General features: G+C 66.3%; 24 protein-coding genes and 3 pseudogenes. 16 read left to right on the top strand and 11 right to left on the bottom strand.

What is annotated here, in order from left to right; translation table 11 throughout:
- Nucleotides 1-28: 28 nt before the first annotated feature.
- Both J3367_RS10360 and lgt read right to left on the bottom strand, forming a co-directional pair.
- Nucleotides 29-1,171, bottom strand: a complete 1,143-nt coding sequence (locus J3367_RS10360; RefSeq protein ID WP_421460857.1) for a class I SAM-dependent methyltransferase — start codon at nt 1,169-1,171, stop codon at nt 29-31.
- Entirely contained in the window at nt 1,168-2,046 is an 879-nt protein-coding gene (lgt, locus tag J3367_RS10355; RefSeq protein WP_024350434.1) for a prolipoprotein diacylglyceryl transferase, read from the bottom strand. The genes J3367_RS10360 and lgt overlap by 4 nt, the downstream gene beginning before the upstream one ends.
- 286 nt (nt 2,047-2,332) lie before the next feature.
- Between lgt and J3367_RS10350 the strand changes: the two genes are divergently transcribed.
- The 4 genes from J3367_RS10350 to J3367_RS10335 all read left to right on the top strand — a co-directional run bounded on the left by J3367_RS10350 (nt 2,333) and on the right by J3367_RS10335 (nt 4,583).
- Nucleotides 2,333-2,617 (top strand): accessory factor UbiK family protein, encoded by a 285-nt coding sequence (locus tag J3367_RS10350; RefSeq protein WP_035694822.1) that lies wholly within the window; start codon nt 2,333-2,335, stop codon nt 2,615-2,617.
- A gap of 279 nt (nt 2,618-2,896) precedes the next feature.
- Nucleotides 2,897-3,397: a YbjN domain-containing protein gene (locus tag J3367_RS10345; protein WP_009210236.1), complete on the top strand. Its 501-nt coding sequence runs from the start codon at nt 2,897-2,899 to the stop codon at nt 3,395-3,397.
- Nucleotide 3,398: 1 nt separating this feature from the next.
- The gene (gene proC, locus J3367_RS10340; RefSeq protein WP_421460855.1) at nt 3,399-4,214 is read left to right on the top strand and encodes a pyrroline-5-carboxylate reductase; all 816 of its coding nucleotides are present in this window, start codon (nt 3,399-3,401) and stop codon (nt 4,212-4,214) included.
- A 3-nt stretch (nt 4,215-4,217) separates the two neighbouring features.
- Entirely contained in the window at nt 4,218-4,583 is a 366-nt protein-coding gene (locus tag J3367_RS10335; protein ID WP_187390504.1) for a tRNA-binding protein, read from the top strand.
- A gap of 9 nt (nt 4,584-4,592) precedes the next feature.
- Here the strand turns inward: J3367_RS10335 and J3367_RS10330 are convergent, their stop codons facing one another.
- The 3 genes from J3367_RS10330 to J3367_RS10320 all read right to left on the bottom strand — a co-directional run bounded on the left by J3367_RS10330 (nt 4,593) and on the right by J3367_RS10320 (nt 7,345).
- Nucleotides 4,593-5,888 (bottom strand): ATP-binding protein, encoded by a 1,296-nt coding sequence (locus J3367_RS10330; RefSeq protein WP_187390666.1) that lies wholly within the window; start codon nt 5,886-5,888, stop codon nt 4,593-4,595.
- Between the two features lie 177 nt (nt 5,889-6,065).
- Nucleotides 6,066-6,791, bottom strand: coding sequence for a response regulator (locus J3367_RS10325; protein ID WP_187390667.1), 726 nt, complete (start codon nt 6,789-6,791; stop codon nt 6,066-6,068).
- Between the two features lie 5 nt (nt 6,792-6,796).
- The gene (locus J3367_RS10320; protein WP_024350440.1) at nt 6,797-7,345 is read right to left on the bottom strand and encodes a MarR family winged helix-turn-helix transcriptional regulator; all 549 of its coding nucleotides are present in this window, start codon (nt 7,343-7,345) and stop codon (nt 6,797-6,799) included.
- Between the two features lie 224 nt (nt 7,346-7,569).
- On the opposite strand from J3367_RS10320, the gene J3367_RS10315 reads away from it, so the two are divergent.
- Nucleotides 7,570-8,460 (top strand): branched-chain amino acid aminotransferase, encoded by an 891-nt coding sequence (locus tag J3367_RS10315; protein WP_421460851.1) that lies wholly within the window; start codon nt 7,570-7,572, stop codon nt 8,458-8,460.
- 127 nt (nt 8,461-8,587) lie between these two features.
- Nucleotides 8,588-9,229: an MBL fold metallo-hydrolase gene (locus tag J3367_RS10310; RefSeq protein ID WP_187390506.1), complete on the top strand. Its 642-nt coding sequence runs from the start codon at nt 8,588-8,590 to the stop codon at nt 9,227-9,229.
- A gap of 22 nt (nt 9,230-9,251) precedes the next feature.
- Here the strand turns inward: J3367_RS10310 and J3367_RS10305 are convergent, their stop codons facing one another.
- Both J3367_RS10305 and J3367_RS10300 read right to left on the bottom strand, forming a co-directional pair.
- Nucleotides 9,252-10,148, bottom strand: coding sequence for a hypothetical protein (locus tag J3367_RS10305; protein WP_421460849.1), 897 nt, complete (start codon nt 10,146-10,148; stop codon nt 9,252-9,254).
- Between the two features lie 200 nt (nt 10,149-10,348).
- Nucleotides 10,349-10,561, bottom strand: coding sequence for a cold-shock protein (locus J3367_RS10300; protein ID WP_040325802.1), 213 nt, complete (start codon nt 10,559-10,561; stop codon nt 10,349-10,351).
- Nucleotides 10,562-10,896: 335 nt separating this feature from the next.
- Between J3367_RS10300 and J3367_RS10295 the strand changes: the two genes are divergently transcribed.
- The 7 genes from J3367_RS10295 (at nt 10,897) to J3367_RS10265 (ending at nt 14,372) form a co-directional block, all read left to right on the top strand.
- Nucleotides 10,897-11,532, top strand: a complete 636-nt coding sequence (locus tag J3367_RS10295; protein WP_187390508.1) for a hypothetical protein — start codon at nt 10,897-10,899, stop codon at nt 11,530-11,532.
- Nucleotides 11,533-11,610: 78 nt separating this feature from the next.
- The gene (locus tag J3367_RS10290) at nt 11,611-12,432 is read left to right on the top strand and encodes a class I SAM-dependent DNA methyltransferase (RefSeq protein ID WP_024352084.1); all 822 of its coding nucleotides are present in this window, start codon (nt 11,611-11,613) and stop codon (nt 12,430-12,432) included.
- A gap of 91 nt (nt 12,433-12,523) precedes the next feature.
- The gene (locus J3367_RS10285; protein ID WP_155898565.1) at nt 12,524-12,661 is read left to right on the top strand and encodes a hypothetical protein; all 138 of its coding nucleotides are present in this window, start codon (nt 12,524-12,526) and stop codon (nt 12,659-12,661) included.
- 74 nt (nt 12,662-12,735) lie between these two features.
- Nucleotides 12,736-13,026 (top strand): hypothetical protein, encoded by a 291-nt coding sequence (locus J3367_RS10280; RefSeq protein ID WP_155898564.1) that lies wholly within the window; start codon nt 12,736-12,738, stop codon nt 13,024-13,026.
- Between the two features lie 82 nt (nt 13,027-13,108).
- Nucleotides 13,109-13,561, top strand: coding sequence for a hypothetical protein (locus J3367_RS10275; RefSeq protein WP_024352082.1), 453 nt, complete (start codon nt 13,109-13,111; stop codon nt 13,559-13,561).
- 22 nt (nt 13,562-13,583) lie between these two features.
- Nucleotides 13,584-13,706, top strand: coding sequence for a hypothetical protein (locus J3367_RS10270; protein ID WP_266102081.1), 123 nt, complete (start codon nt 13,584-13,586; stop codon nt 13,704-13,706).
- 207 nt (nt 13,707-13,913) lie between these two features.
- Entirely contained in the window at nt 13,914-14,372 is a 459-nt protein-coding gene (locus J3367_RS10265; RefSeq protein ID WP_024352081.1) for a GNAT family N-acetyltransferase, read from the top strand.
- 152 nt (nt 14,373-14,524) lie between these two features.
- On the opposite strand, the gene uvrB is transcribed toward J3367_RS10265, so the two are convergent.
- Both uvrB and J3367_RS10255 read right to left on the bottom strand, forming a co-directional pair.
- Entirely contained in the window at nt 14,525-17,821 is a 3,297-nt protein-coding gene (uvrB, locus tag J3367_RS10260; protein WP_024352080.1) for an excinuclease ABC subunit UvrB, read from the bottom strand.
- Nucleotides 17,822-17,896: 75 nt separating this feature from the next.
- On the bottom strand, nt 17,897-18,784 hold the full coding sequence (locus J3367_RS10255; protein WP_421460843.1) for a LysR substrate-binding domain-containing protein: 888 nt from the start codon (nt 18,782-18,784) through the stop codon (nt 17,897-17,899).
- A gap of 120 nt (nt 18,785-18,904) precedes the next feature.
- On the opposite strand from J3367_RS10255, the gene J3367_RS10250 reads away from it, so the two are divergent.
- Together J3367_RS10250 and J3367_RS10245 are read left to right on the top strand one after the other, a co-directional pair.
- Nucleotides 18,905-19,606, top strand: coding sequence for an SDR family oxidoreductase (locus J3367_RS10250; RefSeq protein ID WP_024352078.1), 702 nt, complete (start codon nt 18,905-18,907; stop codon nt 19,604-19,606).
- A 288-nt stretch (nt 19,607-19,894) separates the two neighbouring features.
- Nucleotides 19,895-20,926: a flagellin gene (locus J3367_RS10245; protein ID WP_024352077.1), complete on the top strand. Its 1,032-nt coding sequence runs from the start codon at nt 19,895-19,897 to the stop codon at nt 20,924-20,926.
- Between the two features lie 464 nt (nt 20,927-21,390).
- Here J3367_RS10245 and J3367_RS10240 read toward each other — a convergent pair.
- Nucleotides 21,391-21,690 (bottom strand): annotated as a pseudogene (locus J3367_RS10240) (transposase); the annotation flags it as partial.
- Between the two features lie 402 nt (nt 21,691-22,092).
- Here J3367_RS10240 and hemA point away from each other — a divergent pair.
- Nucleotides 22,093-23,187: pseudogene (gene hemA / locus J3367_RS10235) on the top strand (5-aminolevulinate synthase); the annotation flags it as partial.
- Between the two features lie 16 nt (nt 23,188-23,203).
- Here hemA and J3367_RS10230 read toward each other — a convergent pair.
- Nucleotides 23,204-23,313 (bottom strand): annotated as a pseudogene (locus J3367_RS10230) (IS630 family transposase); the annotation flags it as partial.

Here is a 23,313-nt window from a genome sequence, read left to right as displayed (position 1 = left end):
GGGATCGTGGTCGAGGGGCAGGGCGAAGTCAATCCGCGGCGGTTCCGTCGGTTGTGTCCGGCAATCCGGCCTCGATCAGGCCGAAGGGTGGCAGTCTCATTGGGCGCGAGGCAGCGCACAGAACCTTGAAGATCTGGCCCATATCGCCGGGGCCCGTTCCCGCCAGACGCTGCACGGCGCCGGTGATTTCCGTTCGCGTCTTCTCGTCACGCGCAGCGCCGAGCGCGCCAGCCCGTTCCAGAAGGCCGAGGGCTAGAAGGAAGTCGCTTTGCGTGACCGTCGGCGATACGTAAAGCCCGCTCGCGCGGAACGGGGCGGCAATCCTGTCGAAGTCGACATGGCTGGTGATGTCGTTCTCGCCGGGGCGGTCCAGCGGGTCGGCGAAGGCATGGCCGTGCATCGCCTGCAATGTGTCCCCGTAACCGCTGCGGGAATGACCGTAATCGATGAAGAGGCCCGCGCCGCCGTCCGTGGCCAGCCGCTCGGCCAGGGCCGCGGCAATCCGTTCGCGTGCTGGCGAGACTTCCAGCACCGCGCCGGCCTTGGGCTCCACCAACCCCATCGCCCGGACGGCATCGGAAATCTGCGGGCGCGCTTCGCACAGCACGAACTCGAAGCGTCCGCTGTCGGTCGTCGATACGCAGCGTTCGCGCCAGTCGCTGCCGTCGAAGACATATTGGCGGACCGCAACCGCATCGAACAGCTCGTTGGCGACGACGACCATCGGTCGTCGCTCCAGATCCTCGATGCGCCGCACCCGGCGGATCGGCAGGTCGAAGCGTCCCAGCGTCTGCATCTGCTCGTCGGCGAGCCGGTCGCTGGTTTCCACCAGCCGCACAGCGGCCGCCCGCATGCAGTCCGGGGCGACGGAACGCAGCGCGCGCAGCATGTCGGCCATCATCGTGCCGCGGCCGGGCCCGCATTCGACCAGCAGAAAGGCGTCTGGACGACCGAGACCGGTCCAGGCCGAGGCGACCCAGGCACCGAGAAGTTCGCCGAACATCTGGCTCACCTCGGGCGCGGTGACGAAATCGCCGGCCCGGCCGAACGGATCGCGACGCGCATAATAGCCGTGCTCGCGATCGTAGAGTGCGAAGTTCCAGTAGCGGTCGACGCCGAGTGGACCTTCGACCCTGACATGTTCGGCAATCTTGCGGGCAAGCGCGTTCACGGCCGGGCGGCGCCCGCTTGATCGTCCTCCACCGGCTGGGGCTCGTAGGCGCGGGGCCTGGCCGTCGCCATGGCCCAGATGCCGATGATCAGCATCGGAACCGACAACAGCATGCCCATGGTGAACCAGCCGCCATAGAGGTAGCCGAGTTGCACATCCGGCATGCGGAAGAACTCGACGAAGATGCGCGAGCAGCCATAGCCGAAGAGGAACAGGCCGCCGACGAAGCGCGGACGACCGAGCATCTTGAAGTGGTGCGTCGCGATCCGCAGCACGATGAACAGCAGAATACCTTCCAGCAGCGCTTCGTAGAGCTGGCTGGGGTGTCGCGGCATCGGGCCGGCATCGGGAAAGACCATCGCCCAGGGTACCATGGTGGGCGCGCCCCACAATTCGCCGTTGATGAAGTTGGCGATGCGCCCGAAGAACAGGCCGAAGGGCACCGAGGCGGCGACGATGTCGATCAGGCTGAACAGCGGCACCTTGTAGACGCGACAGAACACCGCGATCGCCACCACCACGCCGATCAGGCCGCCATGGAACGCCATGCCGCCTTCCCAGACCCGGAACACCGCCAGGGGATCGGCGACGTAGCGTTCGAATTCGTAGAAGAATACCGAGCCGAGGCGGCCTCCCACCACGATGCCGATCGTGATGTAGAGGATGAAATCGTCGATCTGCAGCTTGGTGACCGGCGAGACGCCATTCGGCCAGAGCCGCGTGTTGCCCGCCAGATGGCGACCGTAGAGCCATCCGCAGAGAATGCCCGCGACATAGGACAGGCCGTACCAGCGCAACTGGATCAGTCCGAGATCCAGGAAGATCGGATCGATCTGCGGATAGGTCAGGACACCGAGATAGGGGAGGGTGAGCATCGGTCCGCCATTGGGAGAAAGCGGGCGCTTGGCGCCCTTGCAGGAGCGGCGCGACCTTGGCCCGCGACCTTCACAGGGTCAAGCGTGGCCGGCCCCGGAGATCGACGCTGTCCCACCTGTGTGGCCCTCGAGCCTTCACCTTCGCGTGCGCTGCCATCCGAAAGGCTGACCGTTCGGGCAGCCTTCCACTGCCGCAAGCCCGCCCGGTCGCCATTGCCATCGTCCCCGGCGCTCTCTACCTCAACCCCGAAGAGAACGCGCAATGGCGCAAAACGGAGACCCATTCATGTCCAGGACAGGCCCCGGCCGCCAAGGCCCCAACCGGATGCTCGACGAGTTCGCCCGCGTCATGACCGATGCTGCAGGTGCCGCGCAGGGCGTGCGCCGCGAGATGGAGACCGTCTTCCGCGCGCAGGGCGAGCGGCTTCTGAACCAGATGGACCTCGTGCAGCGCGAAGAGTTCGAAGCGGTCCGCGACATGGCGGTGAAGGCGCGCACGGAAAACGAGGCTCTGAAGAAGCGGCTTGCCGATCTGGAAGCCCGCATGGCCGGAACCGGCGACGCCAACTGAGCGTCCAGCCGAGTTCTCCACAGCCTATCAACAGGTTTCGGGCGTTGCTCAATGCGCCCGAAAAGCCTTTGCCGAGAGTCGCTTAAGACTCGCCGCCGGCGGCCGGCGATCCCGCATGAATCCACCGAGTGGTGAATAATTCCTTAATCCCCTTAAGCCGGCGACTCCCCGTCTATATGCTGATTCATAAGGGTGATTCGACACGGAGCGGTGTCTCACTCCCGGTGGGAGCCGTTGCGGCAAATGGTGATCCCGCCGATGCGAATACGGGGACTCACCATGCAATTGACTGAACTTGCCACACTGCGCCAATCCAATCCGGTCGACATGATCGAATGGGTTGCGTCTGCGCGGGAATGGGCATTCGAACGTTCCTGCGACGACGAGCTTGCGGTCGCTGTCGCAGGCGTCTGGACCGACTATTCGGTTTCCTTCTCCTGGGTCGAGGATATCGAGGCGCTGCATCTGGGATGCGCGTTCGATCTTCGCATTCCGGCGCACCGCCGCGCCGAGGTCCTGCAACTCCTCGCTTCGATCAACGAGAAGCTCCTGGTCGGCCATTTCGACCTTTGGCAGAACGAGAATGCGGTGATGTTCCGCCATGCACTGCTTTTGTCCGGAGGTGCGGAGCCGACCAGCCAGCAGGCCGAGCGCATGCTGACCAGTGCTCTGGAAAGCTGCGAGCGGTTCTATCAGGCGTTCCAGTTCGTCATCTGGGCCGACAAGACGGCGCAGGAGGCGCTGGCTTGCGCGCTCTTCGAGACCCAGGGCGAGGCCTGATATGGCAATGGCGGCCCAGCGCATCCTGCTCCTTGGCGGCGGCAACATGGGGGCGGCTCTCCTCGGGGGCTGGCTGGACAAGGGTCTCGATCCGGCCCGGGTGCTGGTGGTCGATCCGAAGGTCGGCGATACGCTGCGGCCGCTGATCGAACGCTACGGCGTGCGTCACGCCACGTCCGTGCCGCAGGAGACCTTCGACGTCGCCCTGCTGGCTGTGAAGCCGCAGATGATGGGCGCAGCGCTGCCGGACCTGCGCGATGCGCTGACATCGGACAGTCTCGTGGTTTCGATCGCCGCCGGTACGACCATCGCCGCCATCGAGGCGCTGCTCGGCGCGCATCCGGTGGTGCGGGCCATGCCGAATACGCCGGCGCTCATCGGCCGCGGCGTGACCGGTGCTTTCGCCAATGAGCGGGTCGATGCGGCAGGTCGCGAGACAGCCGACGATCTGTTGTCGGCCAACGGGCCGGTAGAGTGGGTCGAGGCGGAAACGCTGATCGACGCCGTGACCGGGGTCTCCGGCAGCGGTCCGGCCTACGTCTTTCATCTGGCCGAATGCCTGGCGCAGGCGGGCAAGGCGGCCGGACTGCCGGCCGATCTCGCCATGCGGCTGGCCCGCCATACGGTCGCCGGCGCCGGCGAACTGATGATCCGCTCGGACCAGACGCCGGCGACGCTCCGCCAGAACGTGACGTCGCCGAATGGCACCACACAGGCGGCTCTCGACGTTCTGATGGCCGAGGACGGGCTGGCCCCGCTGATGGAGCGGGCTGTACGAGCGGCGCGCGACCGCGCCGAAGCTCTGTCGAAGGAGTAGCGTGTGAGCGCCCAGAAAGACGACACGCCATCCGCGCAGATCGGCTTCGACGACTTCATGAAGGTCGACATTCGTGTCGGCACCATCGTCGAGGCGGCGCCGTTCCCCGAGGCCCGCAAGCCGGCGATCAAGCTGACGATCGATTTCGGGGCGCCGCTCGGGCGCAAGAAATCCTCGGCCCAGATCACCCGGCACTACGAGCCCGCAGAACTGGTCGGCCGGCAGGTGCTGGCGGTCGTCAACTTCCCGCCGCGCCAGATTGGCCCGATGATGTCAGAGGTGCTCACCCTCGGCGTGCCGGACGCCGATGGCGAGGTCGTGCTGATCGGCCCGAGCCAACAGGTCCCCGAGGGCGGCCGCGTCTACTGAGGCGATCGGTCAGGCCGGGACGCGGATCAGTGCCCGCAGCCCGCCGAGCCTGGAATCTGACAAGAGGATGTCGCCGCCGAAACTGCGGGCGATGTCACGGGCAATGGCAAGCCCCAGTCCGGTGCCGCCGCTGTCGATGTTGCGCGCGGTGTCGAGACGTACGAAGGGCTTGAACACCTCCTCGCGCTGTTCGGCGGCAATGCCCGGCCCGTCGTCCTCCACCGTGATGGTCAGCCAGCGATCCTCGTGGGTCGCCGCGACCTTGACGTGATCGCCGTGACGCATGGCGTTGGTGACAATGTTGGTCACCATGCGTGTGAAGGAATCCGGTCGCACCGCGATGCGCGGGTCACCGTCGATCACCAGTTCCAGATGCTTGCCCTTGAGCTTGGCTTCGTTGCGGAATTTGGTCAGCATCGGGGCCAGATCGAGTTCGCCGATCTCCTCGGCCGCCTCGTTCCGGGCGAAGGCCAGATAGCCTTCCAGCATGCGCTGCATCTCGTCGACGTCCGCGTTGAGTTCGTCCTGGTCCTCGCCTTCGCCGAGCAGCGCCAGCTGCAGCCGGAAGCGGGTGAGAATCGTCCGCAGGTCGTGGCTGACGCCGGTCAGCATGGCGGTTCGCTGTTCCATCTGCCGTTCGATCCGGTCGCGCATCTGGATGAAGGCGAGCGATGCGCGCCGGACTTCCGACGCACCGCGGGGCCGGAAATCCGGCGGCATCGGCTGGCCGCGACCGAAGCCCTCCGCCGCCGCAGCCAGTGTCTGGATCGGCCGGATCTGGTTGCGCAGGAACAGCACCGCGATGATCATCAGCACCAGCGATGTGCCGACCATCCAGACGAGGAAGATGTGCGTGTTGGACGCATAGGCGGAGTTGCGGGTGGCGAAGATCCGCATCACCCGGTCGTCCAGCCGGATGCGGATCTCGACGATCTTGGAATTGCCGACGGTGTCGATCCAGAACGGGCGGCCGATCTGCCGGGTCAGTTCCTCGCTGAGGATGCCGTCGAGGATATTGAAAAACGGCTTCGGGGCAGGCGGCGGCAGCGGCTCGGCCGGCAGCACCGAAACGTTGAGGTCGAGATTGTTGCGGGCGATGCGGATGATGTCGCTGTAGTCCGAGCCGGGCGGCCGCGTCTGAACGAGCGCCGTGATCGCGGCGATATCCTGCACCACCGCTTCCGACAGGCGCTGGGTGACGAGCTGCCAGTGACGCTCCATGAACACGACGGTGACGACGCACTGCAGAAGGACGACCGGCGCCATGATGATGATCAGCGAGCGCGCATAGAGCCCCTTCGGCATGTAGCGCTGGATGATCCGCGGGATCGGCCGCAGGGGGCCCCGCCAGATGTCGAGGGACGGGAGCCGGCCGATGCGCCAGCTCCGGCCGGTCTCCTGCGCAGTCGTCGCATCGCGGCGGAACGGGTTCCACCGGGGCCGTTGCTGCATGAGCCGTCCGAGAACCGACATGATGCCTGCTCAGTCCGTGTTCAGGCGATAGCCGATGCCGCGCACGGTCTGAAGCCAGAGCGGGTTGGCCGGATCGCCCTCGATCTTGCGTCGCAGGCGGTTGATCTGGACGTCCACCGTACGCTCGCCGACCTCGGTTTCGTCACCGAGGAGATCCTGCCGAGGGATCGTCTCGCCTGGATTGCCGGCGAATTGCGACATCATCGCCTTTTCGCGGTCGGTCAGCCGGATGATTTCGCCCCCACGCTTCAGTTCGCAGCGGGAAAGCGAGAAGGTGAAGGGACCGAAGCGGATATGCTCGAGCTTCTGGATCGGCGCCTGGCTGCCGCGCCGCAGGATATTGTTGACCCGCAGCAGCAATTCGCGCGGGTCGAAAGGCTTGGCCAGATAATCGTCGGCGCCGGCTTCCAGACCCTCGATGCGATGCTCGGTCTCCGAGCGCGCCGTCAGCATCAGCACCGGTGCCTGCCGATTGTTGCGCAGCGATCGGACCAGCTCGATGCCGCTTTCGCCGGGCATCATCACGTCGACGACCAGAAGGTCGAAGTCGAGCCCTTCCAGGATCCGCCGCGCCTCGGCGGCATCCGCCGCCACGGAGACCCGGAACTGCTGTTCGCTGAGGAACCGCAGCAGCAGCGAGCGGATCCGGCGATCGTCGTCGATGACGAGGATATGGGGTGCGTCGTCGCCGAGCGGCGAGGGGGCCTGCCGTTGCACCGCCTTCGTCTCCGTCATCTCGCTCATAGTGGCTCCTTTCGGTCGATGCCCTTTTTCCTGAACCACTCGCGCGTCGTCGGCCGATCGTCGGCCATCTCCATCAGGAAGGCGCCGATCGGTCCGGCATCGCCCGGCGAGGTATTGCCCAGCGCCGCCTCGATGCGCCGCGCCTGCGCCCGCGACAGTTCCAGCGTCAGTTCGCGCCCGCGTTCGGTCGGGAACAGACAGCGTTGGCGCCGATCCTCGACGCCGGGCATCTGCCGCACGAAGCCGCCATCGATCAACTGGCGCAACACCCGCGACAGCGACTGCTTGGTTATCTGGAGCAGATCGAGGAGCTCGGCGATGGTCATCCCCGGATCGCGGTTGACGAAATGCAGCACCCGGTGATGGGCCCGGCCGAAACCATAGCGCATCAGGATCGAGTCCGCGTCCGTCGTGAATTCCCGATAGGCGAAGAAAAGCAGCTCGATCATGCGAAAATCGAGCTCGCCCCGTGTTGGCAGCGGCTCTCGCACGATCGCGTCCTCGGCGTCCGGCACGCGATCATCGGAGGTCAGGGCGGCATCCATAATTTAGGTCAGCAGTGTTGACGTAATTTGGTTCCATTGTTACACCTTGCCTGCGAGAGTGGAAACCGTCGCTTGCGACCATTCCCCTCCCGGCCCATTGTCGGCTTCGGGCTGTCCGCTTCAGGGAAGACCGGACGCAGTCGGCAGACAAGCCACGAATCGGTCAGAAGCCGATCGCCGTTACACCACGGATAGGGAGGACGCCGGGACAGGCGTCGACAACCATGAGCAGTGTTCCATTCGACCAGCTTGACGGCGAAATCTGGTACAACGGCGAGTTCCTGCCGTGGAAAGACGCTAAGATCCACGTTCTGACCCATGGTCTGCACTACGCAAGCGCCGTGTTCGAAGGCGAGCGTGCCTATGGTGGCACGGTCTTCAAGCTGCGCGAGCACACCGAGCGGCTGATCGCCTCGGGCCGCATGATCGGGTTCGAGATTCCCTACAGCGCCGACGAGATCGACGCGGCGACGAACGAACTCCTGGTGCGCCAGGGCTTCACCGATGCCTATGTCCGCCCGATCGCCTTCCGCGGGTCCGAGATGATGGGCGTCTCAGCGCAGAAGAACCGGATCAACGTCGCGATCGCCATCTGGCAGTGGCCGAGCTATTTCGATCCGGAGCAGCGGATGAAAGGCATCCGCCTGGACCTGGCCGAGTATCGCCGTCCCGATCCGCGCACCGCGCCGTCGAAGGCCAAGGCGACCGGCCTCTACATGATCTGCACCATCTCCAAGCACGCGGCCGAGGCCAAGGGCTATGCCGACGCGCTGATGCTGGACTGGCGCGGCCAAGTGGCCGAGGCGACCGGTGCCAACGTCTTCTTCGTCAAGGACGGCATCATCCACACGCCAACGCCGGACTGCTTCCTCAACGGCATCACCCGCCGCACGGTGATCGAACTGGCCAAGCGCCGCGGCATCGAGGTGCGCGAGCGGGCGATCATGCCCGAGGAACTGGCTGATTTCGACGAGTGCTTCCTCTGTGGCACGGCCGCCGAGGTCACGCCGGTGTCCGAGATCGCCGAATGGCGCTTCACGCCGGGCGAGACGACGCGCCGGCTGGTTGAGGATTATACCGCCGTGGTGCAGCCCCAGCGTGCCGCCGCCGAATAGGCGGAATACCCGCTGCTGACACCATCAGCTTTCCGGCCGCGGCACTCGCTGCGGCCGGCCGCATGCTTGCCTCCGCCGTCTGCCCCGCGTTAACAGCCGGCCACAGCAACCGACGCCCGAGGCCCACGTGACCACACTCAACGCCCAGATCGTTCCCGTCACGCCATTCCAACAGAATTGCTGCATCCTCTTCGATGCCGAGGACAAGGTCGGCGTCGTGGTCGATCCCGGCGGTGACGTCGACCGGATCGTGGAGGCCATCGAGAAGGCCGGGATCGCCATCGAGGCGATCTGGCTGACCCACGGCCATATCGACCACGCCGGCGGGGCAATGGAGCTGAAGGAACGCCTCGGCATCGACATCCTCGGCCCGCACAAGGCCGATGCCTTCCTCCTGGCCGGACTGTCGGAACAGGCGCGGATGTTCGGAATTCCGGGCGCGGTGCGCGATTGCACGCCGGACCGCTGGCTGGAGGAGGGCGAGACTCTCGCCTTTGCCGGCCATCGCTTCGAGGTGCTGCACACGCCGGGACATGCGCCGGGCCATGTCGTCTTCTACAACCGGGCCGCCAAGTTCCTGCACGCCGGCGACGTCCTGTTCTCCGGCTCGATCGGCCGTACCGATCTGCCCGGCGGCGACCACGCGACGCTGATCGCCTCGATCAAGGACAAGGTCCTTCCGCTCGGCGACGATGTCGGCTTCATCTGCGGCCACGGGCCCGGCGGACGCCTTGGCGACGAGCGCCGCGGCAATCCGTTCCTGACCTGAGGAGCCTGGCTCCTCGTCTCCGTCAGTCGCAGAACTGCGACTGACCCTGTGCGTCGACATAGGTCCCGTAGTCGGGGTCGAAGCTCTCATGCTCGCTCGTGCAGCGGTCGAGCCATCCGCGGGTCCAGGGGGCGGCGCGCCCGACCTGTTCCGGTTCGAGGCGCGCAGTTGGCCGAGGCACGTCGGCGCTGCCCGTTGCGAGCGCCGCGACGCGCTGACCATATCCGGGGGCGATCCGGATGATCTGCGGCCCGCCGATCTTATACATCACCTCCACGCCGGAGGCCGGCATCGGCCGGCGGTCGAGCCGCGCACTCTCCACATCGATGATCTTCGCTTTCGTTCGCATCCGGTTCGCGCTCTTTCCCGACATCTGGGTGGTCGAGCCGTAGCCGCGGTCGCCGAGATCGCTGGTGATGACGGTGAGCGAGCCGGACGAGCGCTGGACGGTCCTTGGAGCCGCGACCTCCCGCCAGCCGCGACCGCGACGCAGGCGCCGGTCGTCGATCACGATGTCCGGTTCGACGACGACCGAACCACCGTCCTCGAGAAACTCTTCCCGCTCGTAGGAATAGACGATATCGGCCGGCGTGCGGATCGATCCGCCGTCCCTCAGAAATTCGCGATCACCGCCTGACCTGAAGACGATGTCGGGTCGTCTGCCGATCCCCCCGCCATCGTCGAGAAATCCGTCGCGGCGCTGGCCGTTCCGGACTCCGCGCCGGGGCTGCAGGGGACCGCCGCCGTCGAGGAAGCCACCTGTCGGGTCGCTGGACTGCGGTCGCGAACTGCTGCCGCCGCCGCCATCGAGATAGGTCTGGGCGCTGGCGGGTGCTGTTGCGAGGAACATGGCGGTGAGGCTGGCGATCACAGCGATATGGCTGGATCTGGCGCGGGCCTCTCGGTGGCGTTGAGACATGGATTGCACTCCCGTTTTCGCCTTTTGCTGGCGTTCGGGTGTGGCCTTGCACGTGGCGTGCCAGACGTTTCCGTATCGAACTGGTACAGGATTGGTGCCTGGAAAGGAAAGCCCGGCGCAAACGCGTAACGGGCTTTCCCAGTCTAGGTCTCACGATGAGGCGGCAGGGGGAAGCCTACCGCGACTACCGTGAGACGAGTTCAGTCTGCGGCGAGATTAACGGCCTTCGGACCCTTGCCGCGCTTGTCCGGCTCGGTGTCGTAGGAGACCTTCTGGTTCTCCTCGAGCCCCGGCAGGCCGGAGGCCTGAACGGCGGAGATATGGACGAAGATGTCCGCGCCGCCATCGTCGGGCTTAATGAAGCCGAAGCCCTTTTCGGTATTGAAGAACTTGACCGTACCGGTCTGTGCCATCGTCGGTATCCCTTATCCTGGCATTACGAGTCGCCGTTTGGCGGTGGCAGGCAAGTCTTGACTAGGAAAGGAACCGATACATCGTGGCCTGAAATTGTACCGCAGACCACCCGGAGGATGCGCCTCCGATACGCAGTTCGTCCATGACCCTTGTTCGCGAGATTGCCCGAAGCCTCCTTCATTGCTATCCCGTTTCCGGCCCGACGAGCGACGTATTCAGGGCGCGTGTCGCGTGCCATTTCGGGACAGGCAATACAGCTTCCACCATCCAAAACCCGCTGTAAAGACGGATCGACGCCGCGATCGGCGGGCTCTTCCCAAGGCATTCATCTCAAATGAAAATACTCGTTTGCGGATTTTCCTCCTTCCCCGGTGCGCCCCACAATCCGACGGAAGCGATGGTGCGAACCCTCGAATCCGACCCGCGCCACGGTGAAGCGTTTCGCGCCGCCGTCCTGCCGGTGGAGTGGGAAACGAGCTGGCCGCGCCTGCGAACCCTGATCGAGACCCTGGCACCGACCAGCGTCGTCCTGTTCGGTCTGCACAAGCGGGCCGAGCGGCTGCGCATCGAACGGGTCGCCCGCAACCGCCGCAAGCTCGGACAGGCCGATGCGACAGGCGCGTTTCCCGCCGGGCCGGCGGTGCTCGACGGACCGGAGGCGCTCGCCTGCCGGATGCCATGGGAGACCGTGACATCGGCACTGCGCGGCGCCAGCGTGTCCTTCGAATGGTCGTCGGATGCGGGCGGCTATCTCTGCAACGACACGCTCTACCGCTTGGCCTTCAACGCCGATGCGCTCGGGGTGCGCAATTTCGGCTTCTTCCATGTGCCGCTGAGCGACGAGGCGGCGGCGCAGGCCGACGAGATCGACGGGATGCCGGAGATCTTCTGCAGCATGCCGGCGGCGCGGATTGCCGCCGCGGCGCTGGCCCTCGTGAACGAACTGGGCAGCGGCACGGCCGCCGTCTGATCCACAGAGCCATGCGGGTCGGCTGTCGCCGGCCTCAACTTTGCCCTAAGAGGCACCGCGACACCCATAGGAGCGGCAATGAGCGACACCCCCATCGACGAGGCGGCCCTGGCCGAAGCCTATGAAGAGGCGCTGGCGCTGGAGAAGGCCGGCGACCGCACTGCTGCGGCCGACGCGTATCGCCGCTGCCTGGCGCTCGATCCGGACGACCATGCCGGCGCCGCCGTGCGGATGGCGGCGATGGGCGAGGGCGAGACGCCGGCCTCGGCGGGCGACGCCTATGTGGCGACGCTGTTCGACCAGCATGCCGACGATTTCGAGGACATCCTGGTGCGCCAGCTCGGCTATGGCGTGCCGGGCCTCATCGCCGAGCGGCTGGCGGCGGTCGCGCCGGGACCCTATGAGCGGGCGCTGGATCTCGGCTGCGGAACGGGCCTGGCCGGCGAGGCGCTGCGGGACCGGATTGCGACGCTGATCGGCGTCGATCTGTCGGAAGGCATGATCGAGACCTGCTTCGACAAGGGTGTCTATGATCATCTCTATATCGGCGAGGCGGTCGGCTTCCTGGCGGAATTCGACGAGCCCGAGCCCTTCGATCTCGTCGTGGCGACCGACGTGCTGCCCTATCTTGGCGGGCTCGATCCGCTGTTTGCCGCGACCTCGGCGCGAATGAGCGGCGGCGGCATCTTCGGCTTCTCGACCGAGACCATGCCGGACGCGACTTTTGGCGCACGGGACTTCATGGTCGGGCCGCACCAGCGCTTTCACCACAAGGAGAGCTACGTGCGCGACCGGCTGGCGGCACATGGCTTCGAGACGCTGGAGGCGACGTCGATCGTCGTGCGTCGGCAGGAGGGCGAACCGGCGCCCGGACATCTGGTGCTCGCCCGCAAGCGCTGAGGGCGCCGTTCACGCAGGCGTGCGTCACATCGCGGCAACTCCGGCGGGGCCGGACCGTTCTGCGAGCAGATCCAACCTGCCGGAGACCGTCATGCGAAGAATTCTTACCATCACCACCGCCTGCGTGCTTCTGGTCGCGGCCGGCTGTCAGGGCACGCGCTCGGCCAACAGCTCCGCCGATCGCGGGACGCCGTCGGGCGGGATCGTGCCGGGGCAGATCTCCGACTGATGGCCTGCAACGCGGATGGCCGCTTGCGCGTTGTGGCCGGTATCGAAACAGGAAGGACTCCCACTATGCGCCGCATGCTTGCCGCTCTCCTTGCCACCGCGCTCATGACACCGGTGCTGCCGGCCGCCGCCCAGGAGCCGGTGGGCGTGCGCCTGTCGGAGCGCGAGAAGCAGCAGTCGCGCCGTGTCGTGCTGCCGGACGGGCGCGTCGTGCTGCGGCCCTACAGCCCCGGCTTGCCGTGGCTCTACGGCGTGGGCAGCGTTTACGGCAAGGCATCGGCTCAGCCGCTGGTGAACGGCGTGACGCCCTCGGTGATGGCTGACACGCCGGCCGGCGGCATCGTGCCGGGACAGAACCCGCACTGACCGGGGCGCCGCCGCCGATGCTGCTGGACAGGGGCAGGGCGCCGGGCGAGATTGCGCGACATTCCTCCTTCGGACCGCCCCGATGACCGCATCCGCCTGCTTCCTCCGCCTCCTCTCGGCGCTCACAATCCTCGCCCCGGCCTTGCCCGCCGCCGCCGATCCCGGCGCCGAGGCGGCGGGGCGCGCCTTCTATACGCCGCCCTTCGACGCCGAGCGCGAGTCGGACCGTTTCACCGGCGCCGCGCGGGAGACCCTGGAGCGGCACGAAGCCGAGGCGGCCGGTGGCGACATCGGATGCCTCGACTTCTCCTTCGTCATCGACGGGCAGGATTTCGTCGACACCGAAGTGACCGAGACGCTGACGCTCGCAAGTACTCCGACCGGCGATGACGCGGTGGAGGTGACGGCGCGGTTCAGCAATTTCGGACAGGCGCAGGCGATTGTCTGGACCGTGACCGAGACACCGGCCGGCTGGAAGATCGCCGACGTGGCGAGTCCGGCCGGCGGCTGGCATCTCGCCGAACTCTGCCGATAGTTTTCCTTCAGGAGCCGACCCGATGAAATTCCTTCCCCTTCTTGCCCTGTTGATGCTGGGCGCCTGCGCGACGCCGTCCGACGAGGTGCGCAGCGCCCGCTGGGAGAACAATGCCGCGATGATGGACGGCGCCGTTCCGCGCTGACGGCCGGTGGTGCCGTCGTCAGCGTTGGCGGCGGTGGTGAGGGTTTGGCATGGGTCCCCGGGTCAGGCCCCGGGGATGACGCCGGAGGGGGACTGCTTCCGGGACGCTTCGAGCGGCCGGTTTCGGGCGTTCAGGCGGTTGAAACGGCGGCTGGTCCGTGCGAGGGGCGCGCCCAACTTCCCTGACGACACCGCCATGGAGCCGCCCGTGTCCGACCTTGCCCTTCGCGCCAATGCGCCCTTCGACCTGGCACCGCTCGCCCGGCTGCTGGTCGAGGCCGACGACCTCGCCCTGGTCAATCCCAACGCCAAGCATCCGTTCGACCCGCTGGAATGGCGGGAGAAATGGCTGAACGAGGCCGACGACGCCTCCTTCTACCTGGTCGACGCGACCGGCCGCGAGGTCGGCTTCTTCGCCCTGCGGGTCGGCATCGGGCCGGAGGTGCGCCACCTCGTCTATGTCTTCGTCGAGGAGGCGGCCCGCGGCGGCGCCGGGGCGCAGCTGGCGGCGCTGGCCGAACAGGCCGCCCGCGATCTCGGCGCCATCTCGGTGACGCTGAAGGTCGAGCTCGACAACGAGCCGGCCTTGCGGGTCTACGAGGCCGCCGGCTACGAGGAACTCGGCCGCCGCAACGGCATGGCCACCATGCGCCGCGACTGGGGCTAGGGGGGGCGCTCCCATTCCTTTGCAGTAGCCCCTCATCCTGAGCCTGTCGAAGGGCGAGGGGCGCTTGGCGCTGTGTTCGGCTGGAGGTGTGATCCCCGATCCTTCGACAGGCTCAGGATGAGGGATCAGGGGGCCGTGGGCCCGTCGCCGTCCTACCGCCCCGGGCGGCCGGTCTTGCCGGGCCGGCGCTTGCGCTTCTGGTCGGCGGGGTCCTCGTAGGAGCCGCGGCCGATGCGTTCGCGGCGGATGGGGGCGGCGTCACCTGAGGTGGTGCGTGGTTCGACAGGCTCACCATGAGGGGCGTTGGGGCCCGTGCCCCTGCCCATGCCCGGACCCGTGCCGGAGCCGGTGTCCGCCGCGGGTGAGGCTGTGTCCGTAGGCTTGCGGGTCGCCGGCTTTTTCGGGGCGGGCTTGCCGACCGGCTTTTCGGTGCGACCGACGGTCATTTCGTCCAGCGAGTTCTTGCGGAACAGGCCCGGCCGGTCGGGACGCGCCGTGTCGGTGCCCGGGCCCATGTCGTCGAGGGACGGCTTCTGGAAATACGAGCCGGCAGTCGTGTCGCCGCCCGGCTGGCCCGACGGGCCGTCGGTCGGCGCGCTGGCGTCATGGCCGGCGGGGGAGGCGGCGGCGTCGCCGGGCCTGGGCGGGCGGGCCAGCGGCGCCGGGCGGCGGTCGGAGCCTTCGCCGCGGGGTTTCAGCGGTTCGCCGCGCGGGCCGAAGCGTTCGCCGCCGGCAGGCTGGCGGTCGCGCTTGGTCTTGCGGCCGTATTTGGAGCGGCCGGTGACCGGGGAGATCGCCTCCTCCTCCAGTTCGGCGGCCATCGCCATGGGGTCGGCGGCGTCGATGACATTGCCGCCGCCCTTGGCCTTCTTGCCGCCGGAGCCGGAATCGCCGCCGGGCAGGCCGCCGAATTCCAGCTCCTTGGCCTGCAGCCGCTTGATCTCGTCGCGCAGCCGGGCGGCGGTCTCGAAGTCGAGATCGGCGGCGGCGTCGCGCATCTGCTTTTCCAGATGCTCGAGATGGCTCTTGAGATTGTTGCCGACCATGGCGCCTTCCTTGGCGCCCGGGCCGACATCGACCCGCACATGGTCCTTTTCGTAATAGCTGTCGAGAATGTCGGCGATCTGCGCCTTCACCGAGGCCGGGGTGATGCCGTGATCGGCATTGTAGGCCTCCTGCTTCTCGCGGCGCCGGTTGGTCTCGGCGATGGCCCGCTCCATCGAGCCGGTGGTGCGGTCGGCATAGAGCACGACCTTGCCGTCGACATTGCGCGCGGCGCGGCCGATGGTCTGGATCAGCGAGGTCTCGGAGCGCAGGAACCCCTCCTTGTCGGCGTCGAGAATGGCGACGAGACCGCATTCGGGAATGTCGAGGCCCTCGCGCAAAAGGTTGATGCCGACCAGCACGTCGAAGGCGCCGAGGCGGAGATCGCGGATGATCTCGATGCGCTCCAGCGTGTCGATGTCCGAATGCATGTAGCGGACGCGGATGCCCTGCTCGTGGAGATATTCGGTGAGGTCCTCGGCCATGCGCTTGGTCAGCACCGTGGCGAGGACGCGGTAGCCCTTGTCGACGGTGTCGCGGATCTCGCCGACGAGGTCGTCGACCTGGCTGCGGGCCGGGCGGATCTCCACCGGCGGGTCGATCAGGCCGGTGGGGCGGATGACCTGTTCGGCGAAGACGCCGCCGGCCTCCTCCATTTCCCACGAGCCGGGGGTGGCCGAGACCGCGACGGTCTGCGGCCGCATGGCGTTCCACTCCTCGAAGCGCAGCGGCCGGTTGTCCATGCAGGAGGGCAGGCGGAAGCCGTATTCGGCCAGCGTCGCCTTGCGGCGGAAGTCGCCGCGATACATGGCGCCGATCTGCGGCACGGTGACGTGGCTCTCGTCGATGAAGACCAGGGCGTTGTCGGGCAGGTATTCGAACAGGGTCGGCGGCGGGTGGCCGGGCTGGCGGCCGGTGAGGTAGCGCGAATAGTTCTCGATGCCGGGGCACGAGCCGGTGGCCTCGATCATCTCGATGTCGAAGCGGGTACGCTGCTCGAGCCGCTGGGCTTCCAGCAGGCGGCCGGCCTTTTCCAGCTCGACGAGGCGGTGGCGCAGCTCCTCCTTGATGAGGCGCACGGCCTGGTTCAGCGTCGGCCGCGGCGTGACATAGTGGGAGTTGGCGTAGATCTTCACCGACTTGAGGTCGTCGGTCTTCTGGCCGGTCAGCGGGTCGAACTCCTGGATCGACTCGATCTCGTCGCCGAACAGCGAGATGCGCCAGGCCCGGTCTTCCAGATGGGCCGGGAAGATCTCGATCGTGTCGCCGCGCACCCGGAAGGAGCCGCGCTGGAAATCCATGTCGCGGCGCTTGTACTGCTGGGCGACCAGGTCGGCGAGGAGCTGGCGCTGGTCGAGCCGGTCGCCGATCGACATCTGGAACGTCATCGCCGTGTAGGTCTCGACCGAGCCGATACCGTAGATGCAGGAGACCGAGGCGACGATGATGACGTCGTCGCGCTCCAGGAGGGCGCGGGTGGCGGCGTGGCGCATCCGGTCGATCTGCTCGTTGATCGAGGATTCCTTCTCGATGAAGGTGTCGGAGCGCGGCACGTAGGCTTCCGGCTGGTAATAATCGTAATAGGAGACGAAATACTCGACGGCATTGTCCGGGAAGAACGCCTTGAACTCGCCGTAGAGCTGCGCCGCCAGGGTCTTGTTGGGGGCAAGGATCAGCGCCGGGCGCTGGGTCTTCTCGATGACATTGGCGACGCTGAAGGTCTTGCCCGAGCCGGTGACGCCGAGCAGCACCTGGGTCTGGTCCTGGTCTGTGATGCCGGAGACGAGGTCGGCGATGGCGGTCGGCTGGTCGCCCTGGGGCGTGTAGTCCGAGGCGATGCGGAACGGCACGCCGCCCTCGGACTTGTCGGGCCGGGCCGGGCGGTGGGGCACCCAGATCTCGCCGTTCTTCAGCAGCGGATTGCCCTCGGAGATCAGCTTGGTGAGGGCGTCGACCGTGGCGGTGACGCCGCCCTCGGGCAGGCCCTTGGCGTCCTCGAGGCTGAGATCCATGCCGGCGACCGGATTGAGCCCGGCGGCGGCGCGCTGCTTGGGATCGCTGGTGCCGCCCATCGAGGTGCCGCGCGACGTCTTGCCGGGCCGCGCGCCGGCGTTGGCCGCCGTCTTGCCGGACTTGGCGGCGGGCTTCGCCTTGGCCTTCGCGGGCTCGGGCTCGGCGGGTGCTTCGCCGTCGGCGACATGCTCGGCCGTGGTCTCCAGCCCCTGAGCGATCTCGTCGGCCCAGCCGGAGACCGGCCCGGCAAATTCCTGCGCCGCCGCGAAATCGGCCTGCGGGGCTTCCGCGAAGCCGCCGCGCCGCGCCGGCGCGCCCGGATCGAAGGGCGCCTCGTCCTCGGCGGTGTCGGAGGCGGGACGCGAGCGGGTGGTGCGGGATCTGGAAGCCATGGCGGAACATATAGGGACCGGCCCCCGGGGTTGGAAGCCGGGCGAACGGGGCAAATTGCGGCGGCGTGCCGGCGTCTACGCGGCGCGCTGCCGCAGCAGCCAGGCGCGGACCTCTTCGACCGCCGCCGGCTGGCGGGCGCGCGGCGTGACGACGTGGAAATCGCTGTCGCCGCGCAGCGATTGCGGCACGGCGAGGACAAGGCGCCCGGCGGCCAGATCCTGCGCGACCAGGAAGCGGCTGGCGAGGGCGACGCCCTGTCCGGCGATGGCGGCGTCGATAGCCAGGGCGGTCTGGTTGAAGCGTACGTGCCGGGCAGTGTCGGGCAGGCGGGTTCGCAGGATCGTGTCGGCGAATTGCGGCCACAGATCATGGGCGTCGTCGAGCAGCACCATTCCGTCGAGCGGTGCGGTGCCGGAAGACGCGGCCAGCGCCGTCGCCAAGGCCAGGGCACAGACCGCGACGATCTCCTGGGCGAACAGCGGATCGGCGCGCAGGCCCGGCCCGAAGGGCGGGCGCCCCTGCCGCACGGCGAGATCGACGCCGTCGGACTGGAAGTTCGCGAGGCGGTCCGAGGCGGAAATCCGCAACTCGATGTCGGGATGGGCGACCGCGAAATCCGGCAGGCGCGGGATCAGCCATTTCGCCGCGAAGGTCGGCGTGACGCTGATGGTCAGATGGCGCGGCGCCGATTTGAGGGCGGCCGTCGCGTCGGCCATCAACTCGAAGGCCCGTCCGAGCTGGGCGGCATAGGCCCGGCCCTGGTCGGTCAGCGCCAGGCCGCGCGGCAGGCGGTCGAACAGCGACAGGCCGAGTTCGGCTTCGAGCCCGCGCACCTGCTGGGCGACGGCGCCCTGCGAGACGCGGAGCTCCTCGGCCGCCAGCCGGAAATTGCCATGGCGGGCGGCGACCGCGAAGGCGCGCAGGCCGTTCAGCGGCGGCAGGCGGAGAGAGCGTCCGTGCATCCAGTAGATTTCCTGCAGTGTGGCGGTCGAACTTCTGCATAGTCCCGATCGGAGGGCGGTGCCAGAATTGCCCGATCGAAGCCCCGCCGCCCGGCGCGGGCCGAACGGAAAGGCATCCAGATGACCCAGAAGGTAGCGATCGTCACGGCCGGTGGCAGCGGCATGGGTGCGGCGACGGCGCGACGCCTGGCGGCGGATGGTTTTCGCGTCGCGATCCTGTCGTCCTCCGGCAAGGGCGCGGCGCTGGCCGAGGAACTGGGCGGCTTCGGCGTGACCGGGTCGAACCGCTCGCCGGACGATTTGCAGCGGCTGGTCGACGGGACGATGGATCGCTGGGGCCGCATCGACGCGCTGGTCAACAGCGCCGGCCACGGCCCGCGCGGGCCGGTGCTGGATCTCACCGACGACGACTGGCACGAGGGCATGGAGGTGTATTTCCTCGGCGCGGTCCGGCCGATCCGGCTGGTGACGCCGATCATGGTCGCCCAGAAGGCCGGCGCCATCGTCAACATCTCGACCTTCGCGGCCTTCGAGCCGGATCCGGTGTTCCCGACCTCCGGCGTCTTCCGGGCCGGGCTGGCCGGCTTCGCCAAGCTCTTCGCCGACCGCTACGCCGCCGACAATGTGCGCATGAACAACGTCCTGCCGGGCTTCATCGACAGCCTGCCGGAGACCGACGCGCGCCGCCAGCGCGTGCCGATGGGCCGCTACGGCACCAGCGCCGAGATTGCCGCGACGGTGGCGTTCCTCGTCTCGGAGGGCGGCGGCTACATCACCGGCCAGAATTTGCGCGTCGACGGCGGCATCACGCGGTCCGTCTGAGGGGCTGTTCGCGGAATTCGATCGGAAGAACCGGGGGCCGTAACCGCCGCCGCGCCGCGCGCGAGGCGGCCTCGCGGGCGGCGGGTTGCAATGCGCGATCGGTGCACGGCTAAGTTATATAAGGTCTTGGTAACCATGAAAATTAGCACGTCGGATATAATCTAAGGCGCACTTATAGTTCAAGACAGGGCGGGAGAGAAAGTCATCTCGCAGACATGATGTCGTCCTGTCTTTCCGGGGAGCCGGAATGTCCCTTCAAACCTGTTATGCGTATGGGACTTCGAACAGATGACCTCGATCAATACCAATACATCGGCCATGACGGCGCTGCAGAGCCTGTCGATGATCAACAGCAACCTCGACCAGACCCAGAACCGGATCTCGACCGGTTACCGGGTGGGCGCAGCCTCCGACAATGCCGCCTACTGGTCGATCGCGACCACGATGCGGTCCGACAACAAGGCGCTGGGCGCCGTCGAGGACGCCCTCGGCCTCGGCCAGGCCAAGGTCGACACCGCCTATACCGGCATGAACGCCGCCATCGACGTGGTCGACGAGATCAAGGTCAAGCTGGTCGCGGCCAAGGAGCCCGGCGTCGACCGCAACAAGATCCAGTCGGAGATCGGCGAGCTGCAGAAGCAGCTGGCCTCGATCGCCACCTCGGCCTCCTTCTCCGGCGAGAACTGGCTGAGCTTCAACGACGTCGAAGGCACCTCGAAGAGCGTCGTCGCCTCCTTCAACCGCTCGTCGGCCGGGGCCGTCAGCGTCGGCACCATCGACATCGACACGTCAGGGCTCAAGCTCTTCGGTGACAATTCGAGTGCTGTCCCGGCGACCCTCTACAAGAACGGCATCCTCGACGTCCGCACCCTGGGCACGACGATCCTGGACAATGACGGCAATGAAGCGACGTTGGGAGATCAGTTGATCCTCAACGTCTCCGGCCTGGATATCTCGACCACGGCGCTGAACCAGGCGAAGGTGAACGCCGCCACGGGCGAGGCTGTCGCTGGCCAGCCCAACTACCTCTCGGTCGATGACGTGCTCAGCAAGATGATCACCAATGTCGAGACTGCGCTCGGCAAGATGACCACCGCCGCTTCCAACCTCGGCGCCGCCAAGAGCCGCATGGATATCCAGTCGGAGTTCGTCTCGAACCTGCGCGATTCCATCGAGAAGGGCGTCGGTACGCTGGTGGATGCGGACATGACCGAAGAGTCGACCCGCCTGAAGGCGCTGCAGACCCAGCAGCAGCTGGGCGTCCAAGCCCTGTCCATCGCCAACAATTCCTCGCAGTCGCTGCTGTCGCTCTTCCGATAGGACCAGACGCTTCGACACTGAGACAGACGGGTCCGGCCGCAAGGCCGGGCCCGTTCTCGTGGGGCTTCCGGTATGCGCGGGCAACGGCCATCAACGGGGGCAGCTTCGGGCCGAAAGCCGACCGGCAGCTTTCTGGACGGTATGGCAGATAGCTGTCGTACCGCTCGAGTGAAGGGCTTCGAGCCCAGCAGGGGTACGAAAGTCCCAGAGGAAGGAACCCGCGCGCCACAACCGAAGGCTATGGGATTTCGATCTGAGGCTGGTATCGGCCATGGCGCAATCGCCGCAGGGGAGCGGCGCGATCCATGCGGACAGGCCGCTTCGTTGCGCCTCCACGTGGCTTTGTCGATCCGATGCGTGGCTTGTCGCGGACCTGTCAGCCTGGCCGATCGCGATGGACACGCGCAGATCCGTAGCCGACGACTGAGCGCCCGCGGCTGTAGGCTCAACCCTGCCATGCCGGGTCATGGAATGTTCTCCCGGTTCGTCGCCGACATCTCCGGCGGCCCGCGCGGCTGCCTGCATCGTTCGAACGTCTCAATGACAATCATACGTCACTGCAGCAGCGGCATGGCGGCCGGAAGTGGTCCGGCTCACCTGGTGTGTCGTCATTGGGGGGGGGCGGCGACGTCCTGGAGTTCACGGGCAAGTGCGAGGCTGAACCTGCGGATGGAGCCGGCAAGCAGGCCGTAGTGCCGGATACGATGGAAGCCGCGCGGCAGGACGTGGGGCAGGGATCAACGGATGAACTCGTCGGCCCCGAGCACCGTCCGAAACTAGTGAAGGAATCTTCCTCGATGATCGTGATATCGTATGCAATTACCGTCAGGAGCTGATGAGCGAACCGGGGGCTCAGCGTCGCGCCGGTCGGATCGTGGATCGCCGGGTTCGTCACGTAGAGGCGCAGCTGGTAGCGCTTGGCTACTTCACGGTACGATTTGGTATCCAGCCCCGCCGGGGTTATCCGCCTAGCGACATTCCGTTCAAACGCTTCCCCCATCAGGCACTCTGCAGTCCGTAGGTAGTATTCTCTGAAATGTTGCGCCAGACCTACGTCCGATGTTTCGGTCGGACCAAGGTCTACAGATCCCTCTTCTTGTATTTGTTATCGTTCTGAAATGCATTGAAGGCATGCAATGCGACATTGCTTGCGAGAGGGGCTCAAGATGATTCATGGATCAACGGATTGCACTGTCTCTGGCTCCGATTTTTTTTGCGTACAACGTTCGAAAGCGCCGGCGACAAATTATGAAGAGTTTTTCGATCATGCAGTCTCCGTCTTGGAGAAGGAGCAGCGTTACCGCATTTTTACGAATGTTGAGCGACACGCCGGTCGCTTTCCTTTAGCCACTTGGCGTCATGATGGAGCGGCGCGGGAGGTCGCCGTCTGGTGCTCTAACGATTATCTCGGCATGGGACAGCACCCGAAGGTTATTGCCGCAATGCAGGCGACACTCGAGCGTTCAGGTGCAGGCGCCGGCGGTACAAGGAACATATCCGGGAATAGCCACTATTTAGTAGAGCTGGAAGCTGAGATAGCCGACCTTCATCGAAAGGAGGCTGCGCTTGTTTTTACCTCTGGCTACATCTCAAACCAGGCAGGAATTGCCACGATCGCTAGGTTGATTCCCGACTGCCTGATCTTTTCCGATGCAGGCAACCACAACTCTATGATCGAGGGGGTGCGCCATTCCGGCCAGGAAAAAATTATCTTTCGTCACAATGATCTTGGTCATCTCGAACAACTGCTCAGGGCTGCGGGGAAGCGTGCCAAGCTGATTGTTTTCGAGAGCGTCTACTCGATGGATGGCGATATTGCGCCGATTGAGGCGATCTGCGACCTCGCCGAACGTTACGACGCGATGACCTATATCGATGAAGTTCACGCGGTTGGGATGTACGGGGCACGCGGCGGCGGAATAGCCGAGCGTGACGGACAGATGGAACGGCTTGATGTCATCGAAGGCACTCTAGCGAAAGGCTTTGGTGTCATGGGCGGCTACATCGCGGGATCTCGCAAGCTTGTTGATGCGGTGCGATCCTATGCACCGGGGTTCATATTTACGACGGCGCTGCCTCCGGTCATTGCGGCCGGGGCAACGGCCTCTATCCGCCATCTCAAAAGTTCCTCCCAAGAGCGTCAAGCCCATCAACGTCAAGTACAGTCCTTGAAAGCTCGACTCCTCCGGCGGGGATTGCCGCTCATGGCGACGCAGGCGCATATCCTGCCACTTTGGGTCGGCCGCTCTCAAGACTGCAAGCTAGAGCAGATCCGGCCTATTCCGGTTCATAGCCGGCAGCGGCGAAATAGTTGGCGCATTCGTCTGGCTTGAAGAGCGGGATGACGGCGCCGACTGCATCCCATAGCCCGTCGACTGTCCTTTCGG

The sequence above is a fragment of the Aurantimonas sp. NFXS3 genome (assembly GCF_049132005.1).
Classification (GTDB): Bacteria; Pseudomonadota; Alphaproteobacteria; order Rhizobiales; family Rhizobiaceae; genus Aurantimonas; species Aurantimonas coralicida.
The sequence above is the reverse complement of the archived record's forward strand: the minus strand, read 5'-3'. Positions and strand labels throughout refer to the sequence as shown.

Bases quoted from the DNA above. Each gene is read 5' to 3' on its own strand.
- J3367_RS10290 (WP_024352084.1), top strand. From the start codon at position 11,611: ATGAGCGACACCCCCATCGACGAGGCGGCCCTGGCCGAAGCCTATGAA.
- J3367_RS10250 (WP_024352078.1), top strand. From the start codon at position 18,905: ATGACCCAGAAGGTAGCGATCGTCACGGCCGGTGGCAGCGGCATGGGT.
- lgt (WP_024350434.1), bottom strand. From the start codon at position 2,046: ATGCTCACCCTCCCCTATCTCGGTGTCCTGACCTATCCGCAGATCGAT.
- J3367_RS10255 (WP_421460843.1), bottom strand. From the start codon at position 18,784: ATGCACGGACGCTCTCTCCGCCTGCCGCCGCTGAACGGCCTGCGCGCC.
- proC (WP_421460855.1), top strand. From the start codon at position 3,399: ATGGCAATGGCGGCCCAGCGCATCCTGCTCCTTGGCGGCGGCAACATG.
- J3367_RS10305 (WP_421460849.1), bottom strand. From the start codon at position 10,148: ATGTCTCAACGCCACCGAGAGGCCCGCGCCAGATCCAGCCATATCGCT.
- J3367_RS10315 (WP_421460851.1), top strand. From the start codon at position 7,570: ATGAGCAGTGTTCCATTCGACCAGCTTGACGGCGAAATCTGGTACAAC.
- J3367_RS10245 (WP_024352077.1), top strand. From the start codon at position 19,895: ATGACCTCGATCAATACCAATACATCGGCCATGACGGCGCTGCAGAGC.
- J3367_RS10330 (WP_187390666.1), bottom strand. From the start codon at position 5,888: ATGCCGAAGGGGCTCTATGCGCGCTCGCTGATCATCATCATGGCGCCG.
- J3367_RS10270 (WP_266102081.1), top strand. From the start codon at position 13,584: ATGAAATTCCTTCCCCTTCTTGCCCTGTTGATGCTGGGCGCCTGCGCG.
- J3367_RS10280 (WP_155898564.1), top strand. From the start codon at position 12,736: ATGCTTGCCGCTCTCCTTGCCACCGCGCTCATGACACCGGTGCTGCCG.
- J3367_RS10350 (WP_035694822.1), top strand. From the start codon at position 2,333: ATGTCCAGGACAGGCCCCGGCCGCCAAGGCCCCAACCGGATGCTCGAC.
- J3367_RS10345 (WP_009210236.1), top strand. From the start codon at position 2,897: ATGCAATTGACTGAACTTGCCACACTGCGCCAATCCAATCCGGTCGAC.
- J3367_RS10300 (WP_040325802.1), bottom strand. From the start codon at position 10,561: ATGGCACAGACCGGTACGGTCAAGTTCTTCAATACCGAAAAGGGCTTC.
- J3367_RS10320 (WP_024350440.1), bottom strand. From the start codon at position 7,345: ATGGATGCCGCCCTGACCTCCGATGATCGCGTGCCGGACGCCGAGGAC.
- uvrB (WP_024352080.1), bottom strand. From the start codon at position 17,821: ATGGCTTCCAGATCCCGCACCACCCGCTCGCGTCCCGCCTCCGACACC.
- J3367_RS10325 (WP_187390667.1), bottom strand. From the start codon at position 6,791: ATGACGGAGACGAAGGCGGTGCAACGGCAGGCCCCCTCGCCGCTCGGC.
- J3367_RS10275 (WP_024352082.1), top strand. From the start codon at position 13,109: ATGACCGCATCCGCCTGCTTCCTCCGCCTCCTCTCGGCGCTCACAATC.
- J3367_RS10285 (WP_155898565.1), top strand. From the start codon at position 12,524: ATGCGAAGAATTCTTACCATCACCACCGCCTGCGTGCTTCTGGTCGCG.
- J3367_RS10295 (WP_187390508.1), top strand. From the start codon at position 10,897: ATGAAAATACTCGTTTGCGGATTTTCCTCCTTCCCCGGTGCGCCCCAC.